Source organism: Candidatus Paceibacterota bacterium (genome assembly GCA_035530615.1).
Classification (GTDB): Bacteria; Actinomycetota; Actinomycetes; order Nanopelagicales; family Nanopelagicaceae; genus QYPT01.
In genome coordinates, this window is record DATKUL010000001.1 from 123,348 (window position 1) to 144,070 (window position 20,723).

Below are 20,723 nucleotides of genomic sequence, written 5' to 3' on the forward strand. Positions count from 1 at the left end.
TCCCATAATTCACGATCTAATTTAGTTAGAGGACTTTCGACAGGAATGCTTTAGTACGCGCATGCTGCGGCTTGCCAAGAACATCGCGTGGGTGTCCGGACTCAACTACGACCCCCTCATCCATAAAGACGAGGGCATCACCTACTTCGCGAGCGAAATTCATCTCGTGCGTAACAACAATCATCGTCATGCCATCTTGTGCCAATTGGCGCATCACGTCAAGTACTTCGCCGACCAACTCAGGGTCCAGGGCGCTCGTAGGTTCGTCAAAGAGCATCAACGCCGGCTCCATCGCGAGCGCGCGGGCGATCGCAACCCGTTGTTGTTGACCACCCGAAAGTTGTGAAGGATAACTTTCGATTTTATCCCCGAGCCCAACGCGATCAAGAAGTTTCATTGCACGTTCATGAACAACTGATTTGGATTCTCCCTTTACAAGCATGGGCGCCTCCATCACATTCTCCAGCGCCGTCATATGAGGGAAGAGATTAAAACTTTGGAAAACCATACCGATTTTGCGGCGTTGGGTTGCGACTTCACGCTCGCGCATCTCGTGAAGTAATCCTCCACGTTCGTGATAGCCAACAAGTTCGCCATCAACAGAGAGTCGGCCCGCATCAATTTTCTCTAGGTGATTGATACATCGCAGAAACGTTGATTTACCAGAACCCGAAGGTCCGACAATACAGAAGACTTCGCGAGGAGCAACTTCTAGATCAATGCCCTTGAGTACTTCCAAGCGCCCAAAAGACTTATACACGTTCTCGGCTTTCACCATGGGTTGCAGAGGTTGGACCATCATCAACCACTTATCCCTAAGAAGCGAGTACGGAATCGTTGCACTGGAGTTGGCGGCAGAGTGCGCAATGAGCCGCGCGCGAAATGACGTTCGACGTAGTACTGCACCGTCATCAAGATGCTAGTCATCGCGAGATACCAGAGACTTGCCATAATTAACATCGGCATGACTTGGTATGTGCGGGTGTAGATGTTCTGCACTTTAAAGAGCAATTCGTAATATGGAACGTACGCCACTAGTGACGTGGTCTTGAGCATCGAGATCGTCTCGTTGCCTGTCGGGGGAACGATCACTCGCATCGCCTGTGGTAGCACAATACGACGCAGGGTCTGCATCTTTGTCATTCCCAGGGCTGTTGAAGCCTCAGTCTGTCCTTCGTCCACCGAGAGGATCCCAGCGCGCACAATCTCTGACATATATGCAGCTTCATTAAGTCCAAGACCGAGAAGTGCGGCAGCCAGACCGGGGACGAGATCGAAGGTTTTGGCAGAGAAAAGTTCGTGACCAAAGGGAATACCGAGACCAAGAGTTGGAAAGAGCGCACCTAGGTTGGCCCAGAAGAGTAACTGCACCAGCACTGGAGTGCCTCGGAAAACCCAGATGTAGAACCAGGCAGCGCCCGAGACAAGTGGGTTGGTTGAAAGACGCATGACGGCAAGGATGATGCCGAGTACTACGCCGATCAGCATTGATACAAAGGTAAGCATCAAGGTGGTGCGCACCCCAGCGAACACACTTGCATCAAATATGTACTTCGCTTGTTCAGCCCAGCCAAATCGCGGGTTTGTGATGACGGCGTGGATCGCCATGGCTGCAAGGAGGGCAATTACTGCAGCGGCGACCCAACGCCCCGGATGGCGGACAGGGACGGCCCGGATTGCTCTGGGACGTCCCTGCATCGAATCTGAACTCACGGATGCGAATCTAGTCGCTTAAACGTGAGATGACGACTTACTTGGCGCCATTTATGACTGACTCAGTCACGCCGCCTTCAGCCGCGCCGTACTTGTCGAGGATTGATGCGTAGGTGCCATCAGCGATTATGGCTGCAATTGCACCTTGAACGGCCTTGGCAAAATCACCCTTCGCCTTTGGCAACCCAACTCCATACGGAGCCGTGTCGTAAACGGTGCCAATAATCTCAAGTTGACCATCCGAGGTCTTCACTGCATAACCAGTAATCGGCGAATCAGCGAGCATCGCGTCATTCTTGCCGGAAATAACAGTGGCGGTTGCATCTTGCTGTGATTGATATTGGTTGATCATGATCGCAGACTGTCCTGCATCGGTACACACCTTAGAGCGCGCATCGATGTCATCAACTTGGACAGTTCCTTTCTGCACAGCCACGTTCTTTCCGCAGACAGTGTCTAAAGTCAAAGTTGAGCCGGTCTTTGCAGCCCATGAAGTTCCAGCGCTGTAGTACGTCACGAAGTCAAGAATTTGTTCACGCTCTTTGTTATCAGTGAAGGAGGAGATTCCCGCCTCGTACTTGCCTGACTGAATACCGGGAATGATGGAATCAAATGGTGCATTAATGAACTCTGCTTCCAGACCAAGTTTCGCAGCGATCGCGCTGCCAAGATCAATATCCATTCCTTCCATCGTCTTGCCATCGGTGCCAACAAACTCGTTTGGCGGATACGTACCATCTGAACCAAACGTGAGTATGCCGTCAGCGGCAACATCAGTTGGAACCATCTTGACCAGGGCTTCGTCGCCAGATGCTGTGGTGGAGGTAGCAGAATCTGTGGAGGTCGAACTAGAACAGGCCGAGAGCACGAGAGCGCTTACAGCGATCAGGGCGAAAGCCGAGGCCTTAAAACGTGTGGTTGTCATTTAGTAATCCTTTGTTAAATTTAGTGATAGGAAGAGTTAGCACATCCTAGACCTTAGGACTCAACTCTTAAACCTAGTTTCGCTACTCAATCTATGGAAACCGAAGAATGTGCGAATTAGTGTGCACTATCGCGAGACAGGCCTCGAACGAAGGCGACTCCCCATGAAAGAGAGTGCCTGATTCCTCGAATGATCGTCGAGCGGAATAAGTACTCGCCCGCCTACGAAGTGATCAAGCTCCACGCCCGCACGCCACCGATGATGCCTGCTTCATTGGGGACGATCACCACATCATCACCCAATTTATGGATAACCGAATCTTTGATTCGCCGTGAGTTTCCGCCGCCCAAGTACAAACGATCCCAAAGAAATACTGGTCGTAAGTCATCAACCATTGTGCGAACGCGTCGCGACCAGAAACTATCCCCCAATCTCCGACGTTCGTGCTCCCCTATCCATTCGTCATACATGGTTGAGCGACGGACTGGTGCATGCGAGAGTTCAATGTGCGGTGCAAGTACACCTCCATCAAAAACTGCGCAACCCAAGCCGGTTCCTAAGGTAAGTACAACTTCGAAACCAGAACCAGCCACGACACCTGCACCATGGACCTCTGCATCATTCAAAACGAGAGTCGGAATTTTCAACGCATCGATCAAAGCTTGACGCATATCAAAACCATCCCAAATCGCTTTCAATTCAGGAACCATGCGCGTCAGCGGTCCGGCAACATTAATGTAGTGGGGAGTCGCAACGACAACCCCATGTCGAATCATTCCTGGAATACCTACCGTTGCGCGATCTGCCTTCGGCAATGACTTGGCAAGATCTGCGATGGTTTCCACTAACAGTTGTGGCGAAAGCGGATAAGGCGTAGAAATGCGAACAGCAGGGGTTCTCATTGTTCCAGCGCTATCAAGCACTGAAGCTTTAATTCCCAGACCGCCGCAATCAACTGAAAGCGTGAGTTGTTCCATGAGGATTGAAGTTACTCGTTAATCGCTCTGTTCACCAGACACACCCAAGTAGCCCCTACAGATATATCCGAAACCTGAAGCCATCCGTGCCACCGTGGGATTGCGGCTTAACAAACTTCTCATGAAGTACTCCACCATTTTTCTGTATAACTCGTTGCGAAAAGAAATTATCAGCATCAGTAGTAAGTTCAACGAAAGGCATTCCCAACTTAACCGCTTCAGGCAGTATCTGCTTGAGCGCCTCTGATGCATAACCTTTATTTCGCTTCCACGAAAAGACTTCATACCCAATATGCCCCAAACAGTGAGGGGGCAGTTCAGTCGATCCCTCTTGCCAACGAAAGTTGATACTTCCGCATGCTTGCCCATCCCACATCCAGCGGGTAATTCCCGGTAATCGAGGAACGAATGAACCATCAGGAAGTTTCACATCTCCACCTAGAGCTTTGGGGTCTTCTTGTTTGGCCAAGAAAGATTCGGAATCTGCTTCTATCTCTAAAAGTTCGTCTTGGGCTTCTGCAAGACTGGCGGCCGTGCCTGAAGAAATAGCCTGAATTAGCGCCTTCTTATAACTCTCCAGATAGGCCTCTGCAGGACGGACAATTTTCATGTCGCAATCCCACCACAAACGAGATTACTCTCGCGAGCAATTTGGTGGCTGCCTCCACCAGGTACACACAAGCCGCATTGATCAGAGGGCTGCCATTTCAAGTAAATTGAGTGCGCGGACTACGTAACAAGCCGACGATATTTGGCCACGTCCTCGTCGGTCCAATGCTCGTATTTCAACGCCGCATATTCCGAATTAGAGAATCCCAAAGCCGTTCTTGCGAAACCCACTCCAGCGTAACGGGTGTATTCGTCAGTTTCACCATCTTTTGGCGGAGAATCATTTTCATAGGCCTCCACTGCCTCCGTGGCTCTATCTATGTCGATGGCTAGTTGGCGAATAGTGGAATACCCGACTGCCACTAATTCCTCAACAAATTCAGAGGTTATTTCCAAGGGTGCGCTTTCTCTATCGGGAAATCGAGCTGCCAAGAAGGCTTCAACCGTATCGCGGTTGATGGGAAGGTCCGCGAAATCAGTTGCCTTCCCAACTTGCTTGAGTGATTCAACCGCCTCCGCGCGAGAACCAAGCGACTCCAAGAAAAACAATTCAAAATGTTTATCTGCAACATAGAAAAGCCCCGCAAGCGCGTGAAAATCTTTCCTTAAAGGTTCAGGGATACTTGCTTCTCCCTTGTATGCGAGGCGATGAGACACATTTGCCCAAGCGTCCTGGAGGATAGTGCGACATTGGACCTCAAATTTCATTCCATGTAAGCCTTGATATCGTGGTCCCACGTTTTCGGCCAGAAGAACGCATACAAAATGCACGGACATATATCCGAATGAGTCAGCAGTACCACCTTCAACTTTGTCGTCTTCATCCACCACTGTAAACGTCTCGCGAATGATTGACTTAAGACGAGGCATATCCGAGAGAAAAAGGCACACCACACGGACGCCAACAATATCTTCGATTTCCTCCGTCGGCGCTGCATAAGCCTTGCGGTCGACCTTCTCCAAGAAGCTAGCCTTGCTCTTGATTCTAGAGATGAGTGATTGCGTTTCAATTCCAACCAAATCCACCGCGGCCTTGAGTGAATATTCCACTTCTTCCTGTAAGCGACGAAACGCCTCCAGATTATTGTCATATAACTGGCTCGGAGTTATCGGTTCTGGATCGAGTGTCATTTTCAAACCTTAACGAAGGAGTGTAGAAAATCAACCCTCTTAGAATGTAATTGCCTAGAATGTAAGAGCCATTGGCCGATCGTTAACGATTCGTATAAGGGGGTAGCGTCTTTACTTCAATAGTCAATAACAAGGTTTTGTTCTTGCCCGCTAAAGGCTCAAGGCAATGGGAAGTTTCGATAACCGGAGTAGCCCCCATATTGTCACTGCTCTGCCTCAACGCTCGTAGAGACATTGACTTCCGTAAGGAAGCCTTTTGCTCACGCGAGGACCATAAAATCCTCCGCAGGATGGGGGTGTCTTACCGATTAGTGGGGTTGCCCGTTGTGCTGATGCGTATGCGTACGTCAAGATGGGATAGTGGCAAAGGCAAGCCCTAAGGGCTGGAATACGATTCGTGTCATTGCAGTAGCCAGAGCAGTTTCTCTCCTCGGTGACGAACTCGCGATTTTTGCGCTCTTGCTACGTGAGAAGCACAACGGTGGAGGCGCTCTTTCTATTGCTGCTATTTTGGCGGCGGGACAGTTGCCTCTGATCTTGCTCTCGCCCTGGGCAGGAACACTCGCTGACCGCGTGCCAGTTCGTCGCCTGGCTCCTATCGTGAACGTCATTCAAGCGATGTTGGCAGCATTGCTCGCTTTCAATGCGCCGTTGTTCGTTTCACTCGTACTCATATGTTTAATTGGAGTCGGCCAGGCGTTTACCGCGCCTGCGTGGTCAGCCACATTGCCAGAACTCGTAGGCAAGGAGGCGATGCCACGTGCCATGTCTTTGATGATGGCGTCGTATGCCCTCGCGGGAATCGCTGGACCTGGAATGGCTGGAATCATGGTCAGTAAATTTGGCTACGTAACGCCGATGATCACTAATGCCGCGACTTTTGCAGTACTCGCGATCGTTCCCGCATTCTTAGTGTTGCCGTTTCATGCGCGAGAAAGAGGTCATCGACAACGAGGCGATGTATGGGTGGGATTGCAGATTGTGCGTAATGAACCTGTCATCAGAGCCCTGACGATTCTGGGATTTAGTCTCAACGTTACGGTAGGGACATTTAGCGTGGCGGAATTATTTTTCGCACTTGATAATCTTCACGCCACAATGTTTATTTACGGTCTTGTCGGTTCAACTTTCGCCGCTGGCGTCCTCGTTGCCGCGCTTGTCAATGAGCGGCGCGATGTGAGCCAGGCTCGACTACCAGCAAATATTATTGCGGGAGGGTTGCTGGCTGCTCTTGGAGTGCTTCTTACTGGCTTCTCTTGGCATTGGGCATTGCTATTCCCCACGGCGGCTCTGGCGGGTATCGGCGTTAGCACGTTGAACGCGTACTTCTTCGCCCTCATCTTGCAACGTGCGCCGGATGAAAGTCGGGGTCGCGTCTCGTCAGCAGTCCAAGGAGTGTCTTCGGCTGGACAGATGGCCTCTCTTGCAATCGGAGGAGTAGTTGTTTCGGTGATCGATCCAAGAATCGCCATCCTCCTTAGTGGCACAGCCTGCTTTGTAGTACTTGGCGTTCTGTCATCGACAGTCCTTGGCGCCTCAGCACGAAATCAAGTCCATGACATCTCACCGACACAACCTGCCGAGGATTTGTCACCTAATGAAACGGAGTAAGGAATCCGGATTTGAATGTGAGAAGTCCGTTCGATGTCAAAATCGCATCCTCCAGAGTTCGATTAGGGTGAGTATTAACAATTGGTGGGACTACTGAGTTACATTGTCGATTGATGTAGAGAGAAAACGCATTTATTCACTGGTCCGCAGATTTGCCATTTCTATGGGCAGTCTCAATTCGTTGGCCGAAGAATGTCGCACCAACTATCAGAACGGCACCGACTCCGCCAAGAATCGACAGTATCTCCCCGCCGAGGATTACTCCCACTGCAACAGCCCAGATGGGTTCTGTGCCAAGAAGCAAACTGGCTCGCGATGCCGAGGTGCGGCGAATGGCCCACATCTGTCCAAGGAACGCAAAAACACTGCACGCCATACTTAAAAATAGGAGCCCCCACCACTGCGGCGCTTGGAAAGTTGTTATTGCCGTTCGCACCCCATCAAGACTTAGTGAAGTAAACACAACTGCACCGGTTACGTTTTGGAGAAGCGTCAAATTCACCGAACTGTACGAATGACCGCGGGTCAAGTGACCCATCGCAGTAACGTGGACTGACCTAACAAAGGCAGCGGCCAACATCAGGAGGTCACCAAGTCCCGGACGACCGAATCCATTTCCGGAGACAAGCAGAAGCACTCCGACGACCCCGACGACAGAGGCAACGAAGTAGGCCCTTGGCAGCCAGTTTCTTGCCGCTATCGACTCAAGAATCGGAGTCATCACGATCGTCAAACTTATGATGAGTCCGGCGTTTGTCGCGGTGGTCTTGGAGACACCGGCAGTTTCAAGGTAGAGAATTACTGATTGCGTCGTTCCGAGAAGTAGTCCAAGTTTGATTTCGCCGCGCGAAAAGGATTCTCGCTTCGCCACCCAGATTGCGAGCATCCCTATGGCTGTGAGGATAAACCTGAGAGCGAGAACTACCACAACGGAGGCATGCGTAGTGAGGACTTTCGCAGCCAAGTAACTGGCTCCCCAGACCATGGCCACTGCGAGAAGAACTAGATCGACTTCTCGTTCTTTCAATTTTCCTCTCAGATTCACCAACAGAGTGTAGTGGTGCGTTTTCGTACGATGCTTGCCAATAAAAATATAAGAGAAATAAGAAACGGACCTCGCGTTATGCGAAGCCCGTTTCTTCTTACTAATTAATTAGTGAGAATGTCCACCAGGACCATGCGAGTGGCCAGAGCCACCTGCATCATCAGTGTCACTCTCTGGACGCTCATAGACAACCGCTTCGGTTGTAATGAACATTGCTGCGATTGAGGCAGCATTTGCGAGCGCAGAGCGAGTGACCTTTACCGGGTCAATCACGCCTTCAGCGGTGAGGTCTCCGTAGATTCCAGTCGCGGCGTTGTAGCCCTCGTGAGGCTTCATTGCACGGACTTTGGCAACTACGACGTAACCTTCAACGCCAGCATTCTCGGCAATCCATCGAAGCGGTTCATCGCATGCCTTGCGGACGAGACGAACACCAACGGCCTTATCGCCGTGGAATCCGAGATCGCCTTCAAGTGAGTCAGCTGCGTGAACAAGTGCTGCTCCGCCTCCGACAACAATGCCTTCTTCAACCGCTGCGCGAGTGGCAGAGATCGCATCTTCAAGGCGATGCTTCTTCTCTTTCAACTCGATCTCGGTATAGGCACCAACCTTGATAACGCATACTCCGCCTGCGAGTTTGGCAACACGCTCTTGCAGCTTGTTGCGATCCCATTCAGAGTCTGTGTTCTCTAGTTCGCTGCGGATCTCACCGACGCGAGCAGCAACGGCTACCTTGTCTCCGCCACCATCAACGATGGTCGTAGTGTCTTTGGTGATCACAATGCGACGAGCGCGACCGAGAACATCAAGGCCAACCTGATCCAGTTTCATTCCAACCTCAGCCGAGACAACCTGTCCACCGGTGAGAATTGCAATATCTTGCAACATCGCCTTGCGGCGATCACCGAAACCTGGGGCCTTTACTGCGGCAGATGTGAAAGTGCCACGCATCTTATTCACGACGAGAGTTGAGAGAGCTTCTCCCTCAATGTCTTCAGCAATAATCAGAAGTGGCTTGCTGGCCTGTGCGATCTTTTCCAAGATAGGAAGTAGGTCGCCAAGTGCAGAGATTTTATTAGCGCTGATCAGGACGTAGGCGTCTTCAAGGACGGTCTCCATACGATCCGGGTCAGTGACGAAATATGGAGAGATATAACCCTTGTCGAATTGCATTCCTTCGGTGAACTCCAATTCGAGTCCAGTCGTTGAGGATTCTTCAACGGTGATAACGCCATCTTTCCCGACCTTGTCCATCGCCTCAGCGATTAGATCGCCGATTGCGCGATCCTGTGCGGAGATGGTTGCTACGTCGGCGATCTGCGACTTGTCTTTGACGACTGTGGCATTCTCGCGAAGACGCTCAATAATGGATGCAACCGCGGCTTCAATTCCCAACTTAATATCCATTGGTTGTGCACCGGCAGCCAGGTTACGAAGACCTTCCTTCACCATTGCTTGCGCAAGAACGGTTGCGGTGGTTGTTCCATCACCGGCAACATCGTTGGTCTTAGTTGCAACTTCCTTCACCAACTGTGCGCCCATGTTCTCGGCGGGATCAGATAGTTCGATCTCTCGCGCGATGGTTACACCGTCGTTGGTAATGGTTGGTGCGCCGTACGATTTAGCGATAACGACGTTACGACCGCGAGGTCCGAGCGTTACCTTGACGGTGTCAGCCAGAATGTTGACGCCGCGCTCCATGGCACGACGGGCGTGCTCATCGAACTCAAGAATTTTTCCCATTTAGTTCTTCTCAATCACTGCGAGAATGTCGCGAGCAGACAGAACCAAATATTCTTCATTGTTGTACTTCACTTCAGTTCCACCGTACTTGCTATAAAGAACAACATCGCCAACTTTGACATCCATCGGCACACGTGCGCCATCATCAAAGCGACCTGGACCAACTGCAACAACAGTGCCCTCTTGTGGCTTCTCAGTAGCGGTATCAGGAATGACCAACCCAGATGCGGTGGTCTTCTCGGCTTCTAGAGCCTTAACTACGATGCGGTCTTCTAGTGGCTTAATGGCAACGGCCATCTTTATTACTCCTTTAGTTATTGCGAACGTGGTTTCGTATCTCAACACCGGCACCACCCGCCCGCGAGGGCGGTTGGCAGACTCGGGGTGAGAGTGCTAACGCCAAGCCTAGGAGGGTCGTTCCTCAGGGTCAATTTGAAGTCAGGCCGGGCTTAAATCAGGCTCACCGTGGTCACGGGAAGGCTGGAGTCGGCCTCAACATCAATCCGACTAGCTGGTCGCCCGGCTGAGACCATGAGCGAACCGAGGGCGGCAACCATTGCTCCGTTATCCGTACAAAGGCCTGGAGCAGGAATACGGAGGCGGATTTTCGCCTCATCACAGCGTTTCTGGGCAACTTCCCGAAGGCGGGAATTTGCCGCGACTCCGCCGGCGATCACGAGTGAATCAATCCCAGTCTTGCGAGCGGCGGCCACAGCTTTGAGAAGGAGTACATCAACAATCGCCTCTTGAAATGAGGCGGCCACATCGGCTCTGACATATGCAGGCGTGGCTTCCAGATAGCGGGCGACCGCGGTTTTAAGTCCAGAGAAAGAGAAATCAAACGGACGGCTCGCCCAGTCACTTGCCCGAGTAAGACCGCGCGGGAAATCAATCGCCTGCGGATTTCCTTTACGGGCTTCACGATCAATAGCCGGACCACCCGGAAATCCGAGTCCCATGACCCGTGCAATTTTGTCGAAAGCTTCACCGGCGGCATCATCCATACTCTCGCCGAGTTTGGTCACAGAGGAAGTGATGTCATCGACTTGAAGTAGCGATGAATGCCCGCCACTCACAAGCAGCGCAATCGTCGGTTCGACCGGCATCTCGTGGGTGAGCAGATCGACCGAAACGTGTGCAGCTAAATGGTTCACGCCATAGAGTGGTTTGCCTAAGCCCAATGCCAATCCACTCGCCGATGCAACACCCACAAGGAGGGCACCAACAAGTCCTGGTCCGGCAGTAACCGCAACTGCGTCAATATCTTTGAGCGATACTTTCGATTCCTTAAGTGCGGCTTCAAACACCATCATCATCGATTCGAGATGTGCTCTGCTGGCAATTTCAGGAACGACTCCACCAAAGAGCGCGTGTTCTTCCACGCTAGATGCAATGACGTTGGCAAGGAGGGTGCGTCCACGGACAATTCCGATTGCTGTCTCATCGCATGAAGTCTCGATCCCAAGTACTAGTGGCCCGCTACTAATTCCAGTTGTCATTGGAGATCCTTTTTCATGACAACGGCGTTGACACCCAAGGAGTAGTAATTACTGCGACGAGATATCTCCTCGAAACCTTCTGATAAATACAAGGGTGCCGCCTCTTCATTACCTTCACGCACCTCAAGGAAGATGGCAGGCGCTCTGCGCTCTTGCGCCCAGGCAATCAAGTCTTGCAACATTGCCCGGCCAATTCCTTGCCTTCGAAAGGATTCCGCAACGGTCAAGGTCAATACATCTGCATCAAGACCATAATCGGGTGAAAAAACGCCTGCATATCCAACTATTTCGCTCGTCTGGCTTACTGCGACGAGATAGAACCTATTTTTTGGAACATTGGCCAACTCTTCCTTGAACTGGTCGACAGACCATGCATCAGTGCGGTAGACCTCACGTTCCATGGCTACAACAACTGGTACATCCAAAGAGATCATCGGACGGTAGGTAATCATTTGTTGCGCTCGCTCGTCGGGACCGCATCTGGATGACGGATGTATAGAGGTTCATCTATGCGCATGTCAGAGTTTTTGCTCAAATCAACCAGTGCCAGCAGATCCGGGTACTGGTCCTCATCGGAAGCCGCGATCGAATACTTAACCGCTCCCTCGCCGAACATAGGAATTCCCTTTGTGGCTACAAGTGCGGGGAGGTCAACGCTTGGTCCCTCGACTCGCATCCCACTTTGATAACGAGTCCAATAAATCTCCTTGCGGCGCGCATCTGTGGCAACGATAAAATCATCTCTCTCACGTACGCATGCCGCTATCGCATCCAATGAACAGATCCCGATAATCGGAATTGTTCGGGCCAAGGCGAATGTGCGAGCAAATGCAATTCCAACGCGCAAGCCGGTAAATGGTCCGGGTCCCATACCAACAACAACTTGCTCAACCACGGGTTGTGTCATGAGCCCCTCCAATACAAGTGCAGGGAGAGCATCTCCATGAGACGTCGCTCCATCGCGGTAACCATGCCAAAGGAGTCCACCCTCATCAATGATTGCCACAGAAGTCCGAGAGGTTGAAGTATCGATCGCTAAAGAGATACTCATATCGCAAATCCCTCCCACCGCGCGCCATATCCTTTTGCGGTAACGGTACGAATATCGCTACTTCTATCAATATTGATTTCTAGCCTCTCTTCAGAGAGGCGGGAAGCAAGTTCGCCACCCCACTCAACCACGGTTACTGCGCCCTCTCTTTCGGTATCCAAATCGAGATCGTCAAAAGAAAATGTTGGGTTCTCTGAAATCATCAGTCGGTATGCATCAACATGGATAAAAGGAATCTCCCCTTTATGAACCCTGGAGATCACAAAGGTAGGCGAGGTAATACCTGTAATCCCTAATGAGGCACCTATCCCCTGCGTGAGGAGAGTCTTCCCAGCACCAAGGGGACCGTTGAGGATGAGCAAGTCGCCTGGGTGCAACTGGGTGCCGATTCGTCTTCCCAATTCAAACATCTCATCTGGCGTAGCAACATTGACCATAGTTCTTCAAGGCTAGTAGAAGGTGGCGCAGACGCAAAGAAAAGGGCAAAGGAGAGGGGCATAGAAAAGGGAGTCCGGTTTCCCAGACCCCCTCTTCTTTTTTTGGACGGATTTTTAGTCGGTATAGAACTTCATCAACGGAGGGCTGAAGAAGGGATCCGTGCTTAAGTTCTTTGCAACTCGGATCATGTGAGCCAGCGTGCCACCGTGGATGAAAGAACCCGTGGTGCCAACTGTTGTTAGCTCCTTCGCAACTACCAAGTACTGCGCGGCTGTGAAGTTACAGTGGTTCGTTCCGGGAGCAGCAGCCGTTGTGGTTATGGGGGCACCAGCTGAAGTAAAGGTGGTGTAAGCCGCAGGTGTTGTGCTCCAAATGGTTAACAACTTCTTCATTGGAGGCACAAACACATGTGTCTTTCCATAATCGGCAACAACTTTTGCGTATTCCTCTGCATATTGTTCTGCGTAAGCATTCGCGATACGCATCGTGGCACCGGCGGGAGTAACTGGATCAGCAGTTCCAACCATCATGATTGTTGGAACATTGATCTTTCCGGTGTTCGAGAGCAAAGAATTCATCTTTGCAATCGCAGTTGCACTGCCTACGGCACGTGGCGCTCCCGGATTTAGAGGACTCAATGCACCAAGAAGTGCATCAATAACCGTGTTGCCACTTAGTGCAGCATTGAAGATCACTCGCTCGTCAACCACCCGTGCTGAGTAATCAGTCTTGGTGTTATCAAATACTGCACCACCCGTCTGGTTTTCGAGATCGTGCATAACCAAGATGGCAAGTGCGCCTGCATTTGCGCCATTCTCAAGAATCGCTAGCGCGGGGCTAATCGCCAATGGGAATGTCACTTTTAGCGTACCTTCGGGACCCGAAATTGAGTCAAAGTTAGCGGATTGCGTTGGCAACCCCGCCATGAGACCAAGCAACAACAATGCGCTACGGGATGGAACTCCAGCAGTAGCGAGAGCTTTTCCAGTTGTACTTGATGTATCTGGCCAAACACCGGTTGATATACCTGCCTTCAATTTGCCCAGGACAGTGAAGAACTTGACCATGTCACCCATGGCCTCGCCGTATCCAGCTGCGCCTGCAGAGTAATTACCGCCTTTGATCGTTGGATCAAATAGCGTTTTTACACCCCACAGGAAATCGCCGGCTGCGGTCAGTTCAGCATTGATGCTATCTGCTACACACATAGGTGCAACTGCATCAACGAGATCAGGATGCGTTTCAGCGAGTGCTTGAGTAATAACACCACCAAGAGATTTGCCCCATGCCACAACATGCGTTGTTGCCGGGAATTTCTGCTTAAATAACCCGATTAACTCGACGTCTGTTGCAACTCCAGAGTCAACGTTCCAACCTTGGCGGGCGAATCCAGAACCAGCAACCGCATAGCCGTTGCTAAGTAAATAAGCGATTACTGATGTGTCGCTTGTACCAACGATCGGTCCAGGTTCCGGGGTATTGTCGACTTTATATCCACCATAACCAGGAATTCCTGCAGGTACATTAATGTTGGGGCGATATCCATGTGAATAAAGCACCAGCGTTCCGTTGAAGTTCCCTGGTACCTGCATGACGTATGGCGCAGAATCACTTGTGACACCTTGACACGAGTTAACCGTGAGTTTTCCGTCACAAGCAGGATCGGCCGCTTGCGCCGCAGTTGGAATTGCAATCACCATCATCGACACAAGTGCCGCCGTTGAGAGCGTTGAGATAATGCGTGTCTTCTTCATATGTATTGTCCTCATTATTTGATCGGCAATCCGTTAGCTGGCATTGCTGGACGCTTATAGGTGGACTTAACCACTGCGCCAGTTCCAGAGTCGGTTGTGTAGACGGTATACGCGCCGCCGCTTGGCTTCATTTCGCCCGTCGGGCTATAAGTACCAAACCAGTAGCCGTTGTATCCACCATGGTTTGTCGCTGAATAATTCAATGGAGCAAGGCCAGCACCGAAGAATGTTGCGCCCTTCTTCTCAATCGCAGCAATCAATGATTTCCGAGTTGGCTTCGCACCTGCTGCGGCAATTGCTTGAACTGCGACAAATGCACCATTCATTCCAACCAGAACGTTATTATCAAATACCGCGTTATTGTTGTACTTGGCATTGATCTCTTGGAACAACTTAATGTAATCATCAGTCGTATCAGTAGGTGCCGGTAAGTACGAGGCGCCAATCGCGCCGTAGAGAACCCCTACAGGAACACCGAGTGCCTTGATCGTCGTGGCATCACCACCGACTGAGCCCAGTATCCACTTGGGTCCGTACTTCATCACCGCAGCGGTACCTAGGGCGGCAGCAGTCGCGCTGGTGACACCGAAGAGAACTACCACTTCAGCACCAGCGGCAGATAATTTCTGGATCCATGTTGCGGGCACACCTGAAACACCTTGTGAACCAGATGCGTAAGGAACTTTCACTGAAAAGGTTAAGCCAGCTTGTTTGAAACCAGCCAGGGCATCAACACCAAAATCATCATCTTGGTAAAGAAGACCGATTTTCTTATCCGGAAAAGTCTCCTTAATGTACTGGGCCATTACCTTTGCTTCCATTATGTAGGAAGGAAATAGAGAGAAGGTCGTTGGGTAGGTTTTCTTAATTGCGAATCCGCTGTAACCGGTATTAACAAAAAGAACCGGAATCCCACGGCGAGCAGGATTGACAGAAGCGGCAACTGCTTTGATATTTGCGGTACCTAGTGGACCCAGTAGTGCAAAAACCTTGTCTCTTAGAATCAATTCGTTGGTCTTCGCAACAGCAAGGGTCGGGACATACTGATCATCTTTAACGATTAAAGTAATTTTCCTACCGTTTACTCCGCCATTAGCATTGACATAATCAAAATATGCCTTCATGGCTGAAGGGATCTTGTTGTATCCGGGCGATGCTGCTCCGGTCATGGGAATTGTGACGCCGAGTTTGATCGACTTTGCCGTTACACCAACTTCAGTGCGAGGCGAGAAGGCTTGCGCGGGAACCGTCGAAATGACGAGTCCGCAAGTCGCGAGCACCGCAGAAGCCACAAGGAGCCTCCGACGATTAATTACGATCATGTATTTCCTTCCATCAAGGGATAGTTAGCCCGTGTTACTTGTGAGTATCCGCCTTCTTTCGATGGCGAACTGTTCGCATCTGCTCTACTGGCCCATTTGGAACGAGAAGGACCACCAGAATCAATAATGCGCTCACCAATAACCCGGGAAGGTTTGTGGTCACGTTCTCCGAATTCGCAAAGCGATTGGATATCGCATCGGCGATCTCGGGGGTCACGACCAAGGTCAGTGCGCCAATCATGACCCCAGCAAGGGTGGTTACGCCAGAGAGAACCGCCCCAGTTAGTAGGGCAAAAGAAAGGGTAAGTGGGAATGCGCTGGGAGAGACGGTGCTAATCGTCATCGCCAGAAGGGCACCTGCCAGGCCAGCCAGTCCTGAACTGATAGTAAAAGCTAGAGTTTTGGATTTTCCGGCGTGGATTCCTGCCAATTCTGCCGCCACCTCATTGCCGCGGACCGCCCGCCAAGTCCTGCCATAGCGCGATCGGAGAATGTTCTGGAGCCACCACAAGGAGATCAAGGCAGCCAGAGAGGCAATCCAGAAATACCACTTATATTGAGTGAACTCCTCCCCCAGGCTCAGGGGTGGGAAACCGACATCGAAGAGGAGTCCTTGCTCGCCTCCGAGAATCCCAAACTGATTGGCGATCGAAGGTAATCCCACCGCCAGTGCCAAGGTGGTTCCCGCCAGGTACGGTCCCGACAATCGCGCAGCGGCAGTACCAAGGACCGCGCCGGCCAGCCCTGCAACGAGGATGGCGATGACGAAACAGATCCATACGGGTGCAGAGAGATGATTGCGGGCAAGGGCTGCCGAATATCCACCGATCGCAAGTAGCGCGCCATGTCCTAGCGAAACTTGGCCGGAGTAGCCCGTGAGAAGAATCAGCGAGGCAATTGCGACAACGTACATCGCAAGCGTCGCACCTTGATAAACACGCAGTTCGTCGACACGGTTGCCAAGGAGAAATAAGAAGATACCAATCCCAATAAAGAATGTGAGTCGCCCAAAATTTGAGTGGAGAAATTTATGCACGGCGAACTCGTTTCGTCCCAATCAAACCATTTGGTCTCACCAGCAGTACGACGATCAAGACGGCAAATGCCGTGATAAAGACAAGCGATCCACTTATGTAAGTCAAGACAAATGCCAGAACGAGACCAAGTAAGAGACCACCAACAACAGCACCAATCAGACTCTCCAAGCCTCCAATGACCGCGGCGATGAATCCAAAAACGAGTAACAAACTAAATTCGAGTGAGTCGGGCGAAAGAGCCCCATTACCGTCGGGAGTTTGCAACATCCCGGCCGCCGCGCCTGCGGCTCCAGCAAGTGCCCAACCAAGAGTGCGAATTCCATCTACTCGCACACCTGCCAGGCGAGCGATCTCTGGTGCATAGGCAGAGGCACGCAATGCCAGACCTACATTCGTGTGCTGAAAGATGAGCGAAAGGACCAGCATAAGGAAGAGAACGGAACTGACTATGAGGAGTTTGAGAGGAGAGAATGCCAGAGTGTGCCCCGAGATCGTGTAGCCGATATTAGAAACAGGAGGACGGATGCTCATGTCCTTGTTCCCAACAGCGAATCCTAACAAACTGCGGATTAATCCAAGTAATCCAAGGGTTGCGATGATCGGTGCCACTCCTGCAATGGGACCTTGTGCTGCCCTCTTGAAAAGCGTGCGCATAAATAGCGCGTCAACCAGGGCAGATACTGCGGCTCCTGCAAGCATGGCGATCAACAAAGCAAGCCAGAAGGAGTGAAAACTTTGGATGACAGCATAGCCAATATACGTAGAGACAAGAGCCTGACCCGCTTGGGCAAAATTCACTACTCGAGTGCTGCGCCAGACCAGTACAAGTGCGATAGCCATCAACGAGTAGATCGCCCCAGATGTAATTCCAATGAGAACGGTATTAATGAATTGATACATAGTTATTTGGTATCTCCTCAATAACCAAGGTAGGCCGCGCGGACCTGGGGGTTGGCAATGAGATGTTGTGCAGAATCATGAGCTGCGATTCGTCCAAGATTAAGAACGATCCCCAGATCTGCAATCTTAAGGGCGCTCATTGCATTCTGCTCTACGAGCACAACGGTCAAACCCATCTGCGACGTAAGAGCCTGGATACTCTGGAATATTTGCGCAACAACGAGAGGTGCCAAGCCCAGCGAAGGTTCGTCTAGCAGCAGAAGCGATGGTTTCGACATTAGCGCGCGTCCAATAGCAAGCATCTGTCGCTCGCCGCCCGAGAGAGTATCTGCTTGCTGATCAAGACGTTCAGAAAGGCGAGGAAACGTTTCAAGAATCATCTCTTGTGTTGCGCTGGCTTCATCAGAATTCTTTCGCCATAACGCACCCAAATCCAAATTCTCTTTCACAGTTAGTTCGGCAATAACGGATTTACCCTCAGAGGCGTGCGAAACACCACGTCGGACTAATTTCTCTGGTTTCGAGTAAAGCAACTCGGACCCATGCCACGTCGCAGAACCTCCCGTTGCTTGCGTGAGCCCCGAGAGAGTCCTAAGTAACGTGGTCTTTCCTGCTCCGTTTGCACCGATGACTGCTGCGAGCTGTCCTTCTTCAACTCGGAAGGAAATATTATTGATGGCGCGAATTGCACCATGATCCACGACCAGATCAGAAACGATAAGTGTCATGTCTCACTCACTCCGAGATAAGCAGCAATCACGGCAGGGTCGCGGCGGACCAATTCGGCTGCGCCACTTGAAATCGTCTGTCCAAAATTTAGAACATACAAACGATCACATACGGACATGACTACATCCATGTGGTGCTCAACCAGAAGAATTGAACACTGGGATTTAAGATTGTGAATAAGCGAATTCATCCAGGCAATATCTTCACCACCAAGACCACCGGCGGGTTCATCGAGCATAAGAATCTTGGGTTCACTGGCAAGCGCCCGCGCGATGGCTACTCGCTTGGTATCTGGATAAGAAAGAGTGTCTGCGCGTCGATTCGCGAGCCTCGTAGCGTAAACGCGTTCCAAGGCGAGCATCGCGCGGTTGCGCAACTTGGTCTCATCCCTGCTTCTTCCTAGAGCAGCCGAAATCAATCCCGAGTGAGCGAACTTCTGCGCGCCGATCATGACATTCTCCACGACCGTCAGATCAGGAAAGAGGCCGACACCTTGCAAAGTTCGGGCTATTCCCAAGTCTGCCAACTCATGGGTCCGAGGCCACTTGTGAGATTTTCCATTGAGAATGAGTTCTCCATCCGAAGGAGTAACCAGTCCACAGAGCGCGTTAAAGAGCGTCGTCTTGCCTGCACCATTTGGGCCGATGACACCGACCACTTCATTCTCGTGCAGTTCAAAATAGATATCGTGGAGGGCTTTCAAGCCACCGAATTCGACGGAGAGTTTTTTGGTGGCTAAAAGAGCGGTTTGCGAGTTCATTGATCTTCCACCCGGATAATAGGTTTATAAACTCTGGGAACACGTGGTCCAATACGGGTAACAATTTCATAATTGATGCTCTGACTTGCGTGGCCCCAGTCATCGGCGGTGTACTCGCCGGCATCACCTGAACCAAAGATCGTGACCCACTCTCCCGCCTCAGCAGTCGAATCCGCCCCAAGATCAACGACAAATTGATCCATGGACACCCGGCCGATAATAGGCGCCCTTCTTCCATCGTGAAAGACGCCAGCATTCTTGGCAATTCTGGGGATTCCGTCGGCATATCCCATCGCGATAACTCCAAGCTTTGTATCTTTTTCCGTACGCGCCGTTGCCCCATAACCAACTGGTGTTTCCGATAACACGTCTTTAACAAGATGAATTTTTGCCCTTAATGTCATCGCTGGTTTCAATCCTAAATCTTTAGAAGTACCAAGATGCTCAAGATCAGGAGTCAAACCGTACATTGCGATCCCGGTTCGTACCATGTCGAAGTGCGATGCGGCATCTATCAGGCTGGCTGCCGAGTTAGAGAGATGGTGAATCGCAGGTTCAATTCCTATCTCATTGAGATCGTCTGACATCTCTATAAAACGCTTGAGTTGAAGCGAATTTTGAAGTTCTCCGGGTTCATCGGCACGGGCAAAATGCGAAAAGAGACCAACCACTTCTACTTCATCTCTTGAAATAGTAAGCAAGTCAAGAAATGACTGCCACTCATAGAGAAATCCTCCTCGAGTCATTCCTGTATCGACCTCGATGTGAATCCGTGCGCGTTTGTTGAGATGCCGACTTGCAACGCAAATTTCTTGAAAGATCGCGATGGAGGGGACCGCCAAATCAATATCGCCCGCTATTGCGCTTTGGTAATTCGATCCGGGTGGAACTAGCCAAGCAAGAATGGGGATTGCAATCTCAGCGCTTCGCAACGCGAGAGCCTCCTCAAGAAGTGCAACACCTAACCATGAGGCACCTGCAGTTACGGCCGCTCTCGAAACCGGAACTAATCCGTGGCCGTAAGCATCCGCCTTTACTACCGCCATAACGGCTACACCCGCGTGCTGCTGCAATAAGTGAAGGTTGTGACTAATTGCAGAAAGGTCGACCTCGACTTGCGCGCGATTGCCCATTACAGTCGTTCGACAATCACGATAGCGGAGGCAATGCCAGAGTCGTGGGAGATTGAAAGGTGCACGCTAGCTCCATCAATGATCTCGGCGATCTCACCTCGGAAAAGAAAGACGGGCTTACCGGTCTCAAGATTGATTACTTCTGCGTCCAGCCAGAGGAGACCTTTGCCTGCATTGAGCGCCTTTGCCAGAGCCTCCTTTGCGGCAAAGCGTGCCGCCAACGAGGAGATGGACTTGCTCTGCTCCGCTTGCGTAAACAGGCGATCAATGAGGCCGGGGGTTCTTTCGAGTGACTGAGCGAACCTCTCAATATTTACTACATCAATACCGATGCCCTCGATCATGC

Annotated in this window: 22 protein-coding genes; 1 reads left to right on the plus strand and 21 read right to left on the minus strand. The window is 51.2% G+C overall.

Features of this window, described 5'->3' with window-relative positions; all coding sequences use genetic code 11:
- Positions 1 to 25 precede the first annotated feature (25 nt).
- The 6 genes from VMW30_00635 to VMW30_00660 form a co-directional block, all read right to left on the minus strand.
- On the minus strand, positions 26 to 778 hold the full coding sequence (locus VMW30_00635; GenBank protein HUW86874.1) for an amino acid ABC transporter ATP-binding protein: 753 nt from the start codon (positions 776 to 778) through the stop codon (positions 26 to 28).
- Between the two features lie 23 nt (positions 779 to 801).
- Positions 802 to 1,698 carry an amino acid ABC transporter permease gene (locus VMW30_00640; protein HUW86875.1) on the minus strand — a complete coding sequence of 299 codons (897 nt, stop codon included), beginning with the start codon at positions 1,696 to 1,698 and terminating at the stop codon, positions 802 to 804.
- Positions 1,699 to 1,750: 52 nt separating this feature from the next.
- Positions 1,751 to 2,638: an ABC transporter substrate-binding protein gene (locus tag VMW30_00645; GenBank protein ID HUW86876.1), complete on the minus strand. Its 888-nt coding sequence runs from the start codon at positions 2,636 to 2,638 to the stop codon at positions 1,751 to 1,753.
- Between the two features lie 221 nt (positions 2,639 to 2,859).
- Positions 2,860 to 3,615: an ROK family protein gene (locus tag VMW30_00650; protein ID HUW86877.1), complete on the minus strand. Its 756-nt coding sequence runs from the start codon at positions 3,613 to 3,615 to the stop codon at positions 2,860 to 2,862.
- 55 nt (positions 3,616 to 3,670) lie between these two features.
- Positions 3,671 to 4,225 carry a GNAT family N-acetyltransferase gene (locus VMW30_00655; GenBank protein HUW86878.1) on the minus strand — a complete coding sequence of 185 codons (555 nt, stop codon included), beginning with the start codon at positions 4,223 to 4,225 and terminating at the stop codon, positions 3,671 to 3,673.
- Between the two features lie 119 nt (positions 4,226 to 4,344).
- The gene (locus VMW30_00660) at positions 4,345 to 5,355 is read right to left on the minus strand and encodes a hypothetical protein (protein HUW86879.1); all 1,011 of its coding nucleotides are present in this window, start codon (positions 5,353 to 5,355) and stop codon (positions 4,345 to 4,347) included.
- A 360-nt stretch (positions 5,356 to 5,715) separates the two neighbouring features.
- Between VMW30_00660 and VMW30_00665 the strand changes: the two genes are divergently transcribed.
- Entirely contained in the window at positions 5,716 to 6,966 is a 1,251-nt protein-coding gene (locus VMW30_00665; GenBank protein HUW86880.1) for an MFS transporter, read from the plus strand.
- Between the two features lie 136 nt (positions 6,967 to 7,102).
- On the opposite strand, the gene VMW30_00670 is transcribed toward VMW30_00665, so the two are convergent.
- From VMW30_00670 to VMW30_00740, 15 genes are all read right to left on the minus strand, one after another.
- Positions 7,103 to 8,011, minus strand: a complete 909-nt coding sequence (locus VMW30_00670; GenBank protein ID HUW86881.1) for a DMT family transporter — start codon at positions 8,009 to 8,011, stop codon at positions 7,103 to 7,105.
- Positions 8,012 to 8,119: 108 nt separating this feature from the next.
- The gene (gene groL / locus VMW30_00675) at positions 8,120 to 9,754 is read right to left on the minus strand and encodes a chaperonin GroEL (protein HUW86882.1); all 1,635 of its coding nucleotides are present in this window, start codon (positions 9,752 to 9,754) and stop codon (positions 8,120 to 8,122) included.
- A complete protein-coding gene (gene groES, locus VMW30_00680; protein HUW86883.1) occupies positions 9,755 to 10,051 on the minus strand; it encodes a co-chaperone GroES in 297 nt (98 codons plus the stop codon). It lies immediately after the preceding gene.
- Between the two features lie 152 nt (positions 10,052 to 10,203).
- A complete protein-coding gene (gene tsaD / locus VMW30_00685) occupies positions 10,204 to 11,253 on the minus strand; it encodes a tRNA (adenosine(37)-N6)-threonylcarbamoyltransferase complex transferase subunit TsaD (GenBank protein ID HUW86884.1) in 1,050 nt (349 codons plus the stop codon).
- Positions 11,250 to 11,705 carry a ribosomal protein S18-alanine N-acetyltransferase gene (gene rimI, locus VMW30_00690; protein HUW86885.1) on the minus strand — a complete coding sequence of 152 codons (456 nt, stop codon included), beginning with the start codon at positions 11,703 to 11,705 and terminating at the stop codon, positions 11,250 to 11,252. The genes tsaD and rimI overlap by 4 nt, the downstream gene beginning before the upstream one ends.
- Positions 11,702 to 12,304, minus strand: a complete 603-nt coding sequence (gene tsaB / locus VMW30_00695) for a tRNA (adenosine(37)-N6)-threonylcarbamoyltransferase complex dimerization subunit type 1 TsaB (GenBank protein HUW86886.1) — start codon at positions 12,302 to 12,304, stop codon at positions 11,702 to 11,704. The genes rimI and tsaB overlap by 4 nt, the downstream gene beginning before the upstream one ends.
- Positions 12,301 to 12,741, minus strand: a complete 441-nt coding sequence (gene tsaE, locus VMW30_00700; protein ID HUW86887.1) for a tRNA (adenosine(37)-N6)-threonylcarbamoyltransferase complex ATPase subunit type 1 TsaE — start codon at positions 12,739 to 12,741, stop codon at positions 12,301 to 12,303. The genes tsaB and tsaE overlap by 4 nt, the downstream gene beginning before the upstream one ends.
- A gap of 114 nt (positions 12,742 to 12,855) precedes the next feature.
- Positions 12,856 to 14,496, minus strand: a complete 1,641-nt coding sequence (locus VMW30_00705; protein ID HUW86888.1) for a hypothetical protein — start codon at positions 14,494 to 14,496, stop codon at positions 12,856 to 12,858.
- A 14-nt stretch (positions 14,497 to 14,510) separates the two neighbouring features.
- Entirely contained in the window at positions 14,511 to 15,818 is a 1,308-nt protein-coding gene (locus tag VMW30_00710; protein HUW86889.1) for an ABC transporter substrate-binding protein, read from the minus strand.
- Positions 15,819 to 15,852: 34 nt separating this feature from the next.
- On the minus strand, positions 15,853 to 16,854 hold the full coding sequence (locus tag VMW30_00715) for a branched-chain amino acid ABC transporter permease (GenBank protein HUW86890.1): 1,002 nt from the start codon (positions 16,852 to 16,854) through the stop codon (positions 15,853 to 15,855).
- Entirely contained in the window at positions 16,847 to 17,755 is a 909-nt protein-coding gene (locus tag VMW30_00720) for a branched-chain amino acid ABC transporter permease (protein HUW86891.1), read from the minus strand. Before VMW30_00720 ends, VMW30_00715 begins: the two co-directional genes overlap by 8 nt.
- Positions 17,756 to 17,772: 17 nt before the next feature.
- A complete protein-coding gene (locus VMW30_00725; GenBank protein HUW86892.1) occupies positions 17,773 to 18,483 on the minus strand; it encodes an ABC transporter ATP-binding protein in 711 nt (236 codons plus the stop codon).
- Positions 18,480 to 19,244, minus strand: coding sequence for an ABC transporter ATP-binding protein (locus tag VMW30_00730; GenBank protein ID HUW86893.1), 765 nt, complete (start codon positions 19,242 to 19,244; stop codon positions 18,480 to 18,482). The genes VMW30_00725 and VMW30_00730 overlap by 4 nt, the downstream gene beginning before the upstream one ends.
- Positions 19,241 to 20,377 carry an alanine racemase gene (gene alr, locus VMW30_00735; GenBank protein HUW86894.1) on the minus strand — a complete coding sequence of 379 codons (1,137 nt, stop codon included), beginning with the start codon at positions 20,375 to 20,377 and terminating at the stop codon, positions 19,241 to 19,243. The genes VMW30_00730 and alr overlap by 4 nt, the downstream gene beginning before the upstream one ends.
- On the minus strand, positions 20,377 to 20,721 hold the full coding sequence (locus VMW30_00740; protein HUW86895.1) for a holo-ACP synthase: 345 nt from the start codon (positions 20,719 to 20,721) through the stop codon (positions 20,377 to 20,379). Before VMW30_00740 ends, alr begins: the two co-directional genes overlap by 1 nt.
- Between the last annotated feature and the right edge of the window lie 2 nt (positions 20,722 to 20,723).

Excerpts from the sequence above, each read along its gene's own strand:
- VMW30_00655 (HUW86878.1), bottom strand. The coding sequence starts at position 4,225 with ATGAAAATTGTCCGTCCTGCAGAGGCCTATCTGGAGAGTTATAAGAAG.
- VMW30_00640 (HUW86875.1), bottom strand. The coding sequence starts at position 1,698 with ATGCAGGGACGTCCCAGAGCAATCCGGGCCGTCCCTGTCCGCCATCCG.
- groL (HUW86882.1), bottom strand. The coding sequence starts at position 9,754 with ATGGGAAAAATTCTTGAGTTCGATGAGCACGCCCGTCGTGCCATGGAG.
- VMW30_00740 (HUW86895.1), bottom strand. The coding sequence starts at position 20,721 with ATGATCGAGGGCATCGGTATTGATGTAGTAAATATTGAGAGGTTCGCT.
- tsaB (HUW86886.1), bottom strand. The coding sequence starts at position 12,304 with ATGAGTATCTCTTTAGCGATCGATACTTCAACCTCTCGGACTTCTGTG.
- VMW30_00645 (HUW86876.1), bottom strand. The coding sequence starts at position 2,638 with ATGACAACCACACGTTTTAAGGCCTCGGCTTTCGCCCTGATCGCTGTA.
- VMW30_00705 (HUW86888.1), bottom strand. The coding sequence starts at position 14,496 with ATGAAGAAGACACGCATTATCTCAACGCTCTCAACGGCGGCACTTGTG.
- VMW30_00660 (HUW86879.1), bottom strand. The coding sequence starts at position 5,355 with ATGACACTCGATCCAGAACCGATAACTCCGAGCCAGTTATATGACAAT.
- VMW30_00635 (HUW86874.1), bottom strand. The coding sequence starts at position 778 with ATGGTGAAAGCCGAGAACGTGTATAAGTCTTTTGGGCGCTTGGAAGTA.
- groES (HUW86883.1), bottom strand. The coding sequence starts at position 10,051 with ATGGCCGTTGCCATTAAGCCACTAGAAGACCGCATCGTAGTTAAGGCT.
- rimI (HUW86885.1), bottom strand. The coding sequence starts at position 11,705 with ATGATTACCTACCGTCCGATGATCTCTTTGGATGTACCAGTTGTTGTA.
- VMW30_00650 (HUW86877.1), bottom strand. The coding sequence starts at position 3,615 with ATGGAACAACTCACGCTTTCAGTTGATTGCGGCGGTCTGGGAATTAAA.
- VMW30_00730 (HUW86893.1), bottom strand. The coding sequence starts at position 19,244 with ATGAACTCGCAAACCGCTCTTTTAGCCACCAAAAAACTCTCCGTCGAA.
- tsaE (HUW86887.1), bottom strand. The coding sequence starts at position 12,741 with ATGGTCAATGTTGCTACGCCAGATGAGATGTTTGAATTGGGAAGACGA.
- VMW30_00725 (HUW86892.1), bottom strand. The coding sequence starts at position 18,483 with ATGACACTTATCGTTTCTGATCTGGTCGTGGATCATGGTGCAATTCGC.
- VMW30_00710 (HUW86889.1), bottom strand. The coding sequence starts at position 15,818 with ATGATCGTAATTAATCGTCGGAGGCTCCTTGTGGCTTCTGCGGTGCTC.
- VMW30_00720 (HUW86891.1), bottom strand. The coding sequence starts at position 17,755 with ATGTATCAATTCATTAATACCGTTCTCATTGGAATTACATCTGGGGCG.
- alr (HUW86894.1), bottom strand. The coding sequence starts at position 20,377 with ATGGGCAATCGCGCGCAAGTCGAGGTCGACCTTTCTGCAATTAGTCAC.
- tsaD (HUW86884.1), bottom strand. The coding sequence starts at position 11,253 with ATGACAACTGGAATTAGTAGCGGGCCACTAGTACTTGGGATCGAGACT.